The 6,689-nt window shown below is 72.3% G+C and carries 1 protein-coding gene; it reads left to right on the top strand.

The window, feature by feature from the left end:
* The coding region (locus GCN81_RS12515; RefSeq protein WP_156724638.1) for a non-ribosomal peptide synthetase at nucleotides 1-6,689 on the top strand (6,689 nt) is incomplete at both ends.

Raw genomic sequence — 6,689 nt, 5'->3', positions numbered from 1 at the left:
CGGGAGGCCGAGGCCGCCCGGAGCAGGCTCGCCCCGGAGGCCGGGGCGATGGTGCAGGCCGTGTGGTTCGACGCGGGACCCCATGCCCCCGGCAAGCTCCTCCTTGTCGTCCACCACCTGGTGGTGGACGGTGTGTCCTGGCGCATCCTGCTCCCTGACCTGGCCGCCGCCTGGGCAGGAGGGGGCCAAGGCGCCTTGGAGCCGGTGGGTACCTCCTTCCGCCGCTGGGCCCAGCAACTGACCACCCTCGCCCAGCAGCAGAACCAGCTCGACGAACTCGCGCTGTGGACCGGGATGCTGTCCGCGCCCGACCCGCTGCTGACCGGGCGTCCCCTCGACCCGGCACGCGACACCGCCAGCACCGCCCGCAGTCTCACCCTGACGCTGGACCGTGACACGACTCAGGCGTTGCTCACCGCTGTCCCCGCCGCGTTCCACGCGGGTGTCAACGACGTCCTGCTCACCGGCCTCGCCCTCGCCGTCAACCAGTGGCGGCGTGTGAGGGGCGTAGACGCGTCCGACGTCCTGCTCGATCTCGAAGGGCACGGCCGTGAGGATCTGCTGCCCGGGGTGGATCTGTCCCGGACCGTGGGCTGGTTCACCGCCGCCCACCCGGTCCGCCTCGCCCCCGGCACCACTGACAGCCCCGGACACGCGTTGAAGCGAGTGAAGGAGCAGCTGCGCGCGATTCCCGACCACGGCATCGGCTACGGGCTGCTGCGCCACCTCAACCCCGACACCAGCCGTACCCTCGCCGCACTCCCCACCCCGCAGATCGGCTTCAACTACCTCGGCCGATTCACCGCACCCACCAACCAAGACTGGTCAGTGGACGCCTCGGCAGGCGCCCTGTCCGGTGGTGACGACGCCGCCCTGGCGCTCGCGCACGCCGTCGAGGTGAACGCGTACACCCAGGACCAGGAGGAGGGTTCCCAGCTCACGGCCGTGTGGTCATGGGCGTCGGGTCTGCTCTCGGAGGCCGACGCCCAGGAGTTGGGCGAGGCGTGGTTCGCGGCGCTGAAGTCGCTCGTCGCACACACCGCCGAACCGGGCGCGGGCGGCCGCACCCCCTCCGACCTGCCCCTGGTCGACCTCGATCAGAACCACATCGACCTCCTGGAAACCACCCACCCCCACATCCAAGACGTCCTCCCCCTCACACCCCTCCAAGAAGGACTGCTGTTCCACGCCCAGTTCGACGACGAGGCACCCGACGTCTACACCGTCCAGTTCACCTTCGACCTGGAAGGGCCGCTCGACATCGACGTCCTGCGGTCGGCCGCCGGGGCGCTGCTGGAGCGGCACCCGAACCTGCGCGCGGGATTCCACCGCGCCGGTCTTGACCGGCCGGTCCAGATCATCCCGGCCGGGGTGACCCTGCCCTGGAGTGAGGTGGACCTGTCCGCGCTGGACGACGACGCGCGCACGGCGGAGCTGGCACGGCTGCTGGACGAGGACCGGGGCCGCCGCTTCGACGTGGCCGCGCCGCCGCTGCTCCGGTTCACGCTGGTGCGCCTGGGCGCGGAGCGCCACCAGCTCGTCCTGACGAACCACCACATCCTGTTGGACGGTTGGTCCACGGCGCTGCTGGCCAAGGAGCTCTTCGAGAGGTACGAGGCCGAGGGCGCCCCGGGCCCGTCCCCCGCCGCCCGGTACGCCGACTACCTCGCCTGGCTGGCCCGGCAGGACCAGGCGGCGGCGGAGACCGCCTGGCGGGATGCCCTGGCAGGGCTGGACGAGCCCACGCTGCTGATGCCGGCGGCAGGCGAAGGGGACGAGCCGGGCACGCCGCCCGCCGAGCTGTCCGTTGACCTGTCGGCCCCGCTCACGCAGGCGCTGACCGCTGCCGCCCGGTCCCGCGGTCTGACGCTGAGCACGCTGGTGCAGGGCTCCTGGGCCTTGCTGCTCAGCCGTCTGACCGGCCGCGACGACGTGGTCTTCGGCACGACCGTCTCGGGCCGTCCGCCGGAGCTGGCGGGCGTGGAGCAGATGGTCGGCCTCTTCATCAACACGCTGCCGGTGCGCGTACGCCTGGACCCCGCGGAGCCGCTGGTCGACGCCCTGGCCCGGTTCCAGGACGAGCAGTCACGGCTGATGGCGCACCAGCACATCGGGCTGGCCGACGTACAGCGGCTGGCCGGGGGCGGCGAACTGTTCGACACCCTCGCCGTCTTCGAGAACTACCCGATCGACCCGCGTACTCTCCAGACCTCCGCCTCGCCGCTGCGCGTGGTCGGCGTGGACGGGCACGACGCGACGCACTACCCGGTGACGCTGCTCGCCATTCCCGGTGAGCGCATGCAGCTGCGGCTCGGCTACCGCAGCGATGTCGTCGACGGAGAGCGGGCCGCGACGCTGCTGCGCCGCCTGACCGGGCTGCTGGAGACGGTGACCGCGGACCTCGACCAGCTCACCGGGCGGATCACCGTGCTGTCGCCCGAGGAGCGCCGGATGCTCGGGGAGTGGAACGCCACCTCCAGGCCACTGGCCGAAACCGATCTGGCCGCGGCGTTCGAGGCGCAGGCGGACCGTACGCCGGACGCGACCGCGGTGGTGTACGAGGACACCTCGCTTTCGTACGCCGAACTGGACGCGCGAGCCAACCGGTTGGCCCATGCGCTGATCGAGCGGGGGGCCGGGCCCGAGCGGTTCGTCGCGCTGGCGGTGCCGCGCTCGGCGGAGATGATCGTCGCCGCACTGGCGATCCTGAAGTCCGGTGCCGCCTATCTGCCGGTGGACCCGAACTACCCGGCGGAGCGCATCGCCTACCTCCTCGCCGACGCGCGGCCCGCCCTGGTCATCACCACCGACGCGGTGCGCGAGACCCTGCCCGCGGACGGCGACGGCGACGGCGACGGCGACGGCAGGGTGCTGGTGCTTGACGCGCCCGGCTCACGGCCTGGGCCGGAGAGTGGCCCTGCCCACCGGCCGACGGACCGTGACCGCATGACTCTGCTGCTGCCGCAGCACCCGGCGTACGTGATCCACACCTCGGGTTCGACGGGGCAGCCGAAGGGCGTGGTCATCCCCCACCGGGGAGCGGTGGACCTCGCCGCGTGGGCGGGCCGCGAGATCGGTGGGCCGGCCCTGTCGCGGGTGCTCGCCGCCACCTCGCTCAACTTCGACGTGTCCGTCTTCGAGGTGTTCGGCCCGCTGCTGTGCGGCGGGAGCATCGAGGTCGTACGCGACCTGCTGTCGCTCACCGAGGCCCGGTACGAGGGGTGGTCGGGCAGCCTGATCAGCGCGGTGCCCTCGGCCTTCGCGCAGTTGCTCGGCCAAGGGAACGTGACGGCACGCGCGGAGACGGTGGTGCTGGCGGGCGAGGCGCTGTCGGCGCAGGCGGTCGCCGACATCCGTGCCGCCATGCCGTCGTGCCGGGTGGCGAACATCTACGGTCCGACGGAGGCCATCGTCTACTCCACGGCCTGGTTCGCCGACGGCGGTGCCGTGGCGGGTACGCCGCCGATCGGCCGGCCGATCACCAACCGGCGGGCCTACGTGCTGGACGGCGGGCTGCGTCCGGTGCCGCCGGGCGTACCCGGCGAGCTGTACATCGCCGGGGCCGGGCTGGCGCGCGGCTATCTGAACCGTGCGGGCCTGACCGCCGAACGCTTCGTCGCCGACCCCTACGGGGCGCCGGGCGAGCGGATGTACCGTACCGGCGACCTGGTCCGCTGGGAGTCGGACGGGAACATCGCGTACCTGGGCCGCACCGACCACCAGGTCAAGGTCCGCGGATTCCGGATCGAACTGGGCGAGATCGAGGCCGCGCTGACCGCGCATCCGGGCATCGCCCACGCCGTCGCGCTGGTGCGCGAGGACCGGCCGGGCGACAAGCGCCTGACCGCGTACGTCGTCCCCGCGGCCGGACACCCCGCGCCGCAGACCGCGGAACTGCGCGACCACCTGGGCCAGAGCCTGCCCGCGTACATGGTCCCGGCCGTCTTCGTAGAGCTCGACGCGCTGCCGCTGACCCCGAACGGCAAGCTGGACCGCAAGGCACTGCCCGCGCCCGACTACGCCACCCTCACGACCGGGCGCACCCCGGCCACCGCGCAGGAGGAACTCCTGTGCGGGCTGATCGCCGACATCCTCGGGCTGCCGTCCGTGGGCGTGGACGACGACTTCTTCACGCTCGGCGGCGACAGCATCATCTCCATCCAACTGGTCGGCCGCGCCCGTGAAGCCGGTCTGGTGTTCACCCCACGCGACGTCTTCCGGCACAAGACGGCCGCGGCCCTGGCCGAGCTGACCCAGGCGTCCACGGACGCCACCGTCGAGGACGTCCACGACGACGGCATCGGCCAGGTCGAGCTGACGCCGATCATGCAGTGGCTGCGCGAACTGAACGGGCCCATCGAAGGGTTCAGCCAGTCGATGCTGGTGCGGGTGCCCGCGGGGCTGGGCGAGGACCGGCTCGCGTCGGCGCTCCAGACCGTACTGGACCACCATGACGCGCTGCGCATGCGGCTGACGCGGCTGGGCGGTGTGGTGTGGTCACTTGAGGTCACCGAGCGCGGCAGTGTCTCTGCGCGCGACTGCGTCCAGCGGGTGGACACCACCGGCCTGGACGGCGACGCGCTGCGGGATGTGCTGGTGCGGGAGGCCGAGGCCGCCCGGAGCAGGCTCGCCCCGGAGGCCGGGGCGATGGTGCAGGCCGTGTGGTTCGACGCGGGACCGGACACCCCGGGCAAGCTGCTGCTGACCATCCACCACCTCGCTGTGGACGGCGTGTCCTGGCGCATCCTGCTCCCCGACCTCGCCACCGCCTGGGAAGCCGCGTCCGGCACCCGCACCGCGGCCCTACAGCCGGTCCGCACCTCGTTCCGCAGCTGGGCCGAACAGCTCGGCGCCCTCGCGCAGGAACGTGAACAGCTGGACGGGATCGCGCTGTGGACCGACATGCTGTCCGCGCCCGACCCGCTGCTGACCGAGCGTCCCCTCGACCCGGCACGCGACACCGCCGGTACGGCCCGCACCCTCACCCTGACCCTCGACAGCGACACGACTCAGGCCCTGCTCACCGCTGTCCCCGCCGCGTTCCACGCGGGTGTCAACGACGTCCTGCTCACCGGCCTCACCCTCGCCGTCAACCAGCGGCGCCAGGAGCGGGGCGCCGACACCGGCGCGGTACTCGTCGAGCTGGAAGGGCACGGTCGTGAGGACGTACTGCCCGGGGTGGACCTGTCCCGGACCGTGGGCTGGTTCACCGCCGCCCACCCGGTCCGCCTCGACCCCGGCACCACCGACAGCCCCGGACACGCGTTGAAGCGGGTGAAGGAGCAGCTGCGCGCCATTCCCGACCACGGCATCGGCTACGGACTGCTGCGCCACCTCAACCCGCAGACGGGCCCGCTGTTCGCCCGACTGCCCCAGCCGCAGATCGGTTTCAACTACCTCGGCAGGTTCCCCGCGGGCGCCGAAGACTGGGCTCCGGCGGCGGAGTTCGCCGCGCTCAGCGGCGGCGTGGACGCCGGCCTGCCGATGCCGCGCGCCCTGGACGTCAACGCGTACGTCGCGGACGGGCCGGACGGCCAGCGGCTGACGGCCACCTGGCAGTGGCCGGGCGAACTGCTGTCGCAGGCCGAGGTCGCGGAGCTGGGCGAGGCGTGGTTCGCGGCGCTGAAGTCGCTCGTCGCACACACCGCCGAACCCGGCGCGGGCGGCCGCACCCCCTCCGACCTGCCACTGCTCGACCTCGATCAGGAGCAGATCGACGCCGTCGACGCCGCCTGCCCGGGGGCGGAGGTACTGCCGCTCACACCGTTGCAGGAAGGGCTGATCTTCCACTCCCAGTTCGACGACGAGACACCCGACGTCTACACCGTCCAGTTGCTGTTCGATCTGGAGGGACCGCTGGACGCGGCCGCGCTGCGGGCCGCTGCGGAGGGTGTCGTGCGCCGGCACGCCGGTCTGCGGGCGGGTTTCTGGCAGGAGGGTCTGGACGGGCCGGTCCAGATCATCCCGGCCGAGGTGACCCTGCCCTGGACTGAGGTGGACCTGTCCGCGCTGGACGACGACGCGCGGACGGCGGAGCTGGCACGGCTGCTGGACGAGGACCGGGGCCGCCGCTTCGATCTGGCGGCGCCCCCACTGCTGCGCTTCGCCCTCATCCGGATCGGCGCCGACCGGCACCGTCTGGTCATGACCAACCACCACATCCTGATCGACGGCTGGTCGCTGGGCGTGCTGGTTCGGGACCTGTTCCAGCTGTACGCGCGGCGTGACGGCGGGGCGGGTCTGCCGCGTGTGGCTGATCACCGTGCCTATGCGCAGTGGCTCACTGAGCAGGACCGGGGCGCGGCGGAAGCCGTGTGGCGGGAGGTGTTCGACGGTTTCGACGAGCCGACGCTGCTGTCACCCGCCGAGACGGCGCACACTTCCGTGCTTCCTGCCCAGATCATGCGGGAGCTGGCTGCGGATGTGTCGGAGCGTCTGACGGGTGCTGCCCGGCGGGCGGGTGTGACGTTGGGGACGTTGGTGCAGGGTGCCTGGGCGATGGTGCTCGGCGCGCTGACCGGTCGTGACGACGTGGTCTTCGGTACGACCGTCTCCGGCCGTCCGCCGGAGGTGGCGGGCGTGGAGCAGATGGTCGGCCTCTTCATCAACACCCTCCCCGTTCGCGTACGCCTGAACCCGCACACCACTGTCGGCCACCTGCTGGCCCAGTTGCAGGACCAGCAGTCCGG

Origin of the sequence: Streptomyces apocyni, from assembly GCF_009739465.1 — a bacterium.
Lineage (GTDB): Bacteria > Actinomycetota > Actinomycetes > Streptomycetales > Streptomycetaceae > Streptomyces > Streptomyces apocyni.
Note: the sequence above shows the minus strand (reverse complement) of the source record. Positions and strands in the feature narration are given on the sequence as shown.